This window comes from Nocardiopsis sp. LOL_012, assembly GCF_048060475.1.
GTDB lineage: Bacteria > Actinomycetota > Actinomycetes > Streptosporangiales > Streptosporangiaceae > Nocardiopsis.
In genome coordinates this window covers 1-276 of the sequence record NZ_JBHMIV010000140.1, presented here as the reverse complement: position 1 = coordinate 276, position 276 = coordinate 1, and the positions used below count along the sequence as shown (strand labels likewise).

General features: G+C 69.9%; 1 protein-coding gene. It reads left to right on the top strand.

Features of this window, described 5'->3' with window-relative positions; all coding sequences use genetic code 11:
* Positions 1 to 276: hypothetical protein (locus tag ACFHWE_RS23815; protein ID WP_416604116.1), on the top strand; the 276-nt coding region annotated here is incomplete at both ends.

Below are 276 nucleotides of genomic sequence, written 5' to 3'. Positions count from 1 at the left end.
CACACGGCCCGAACCCGAGACAACTGGTCCTCGCCCGCGGCATCAGCTACCGCATCACCGACGTCTCAGAACGTGACGGCCACACCTTCCTCACCGCCGAGGTCCTGCGCACCGCGCCGGTCCCCCTCACAGCCCACACCACGCCGCACACCCAACAGCCCCCCGCACCACAGGCACCCCCGCAAACACACACCGCCCCCGCACCCCTGCTCGTGCCACACGACGCCCCGGGCCAGATCACCCCGGACGGATACCGCACCTTCACCACCAACAACG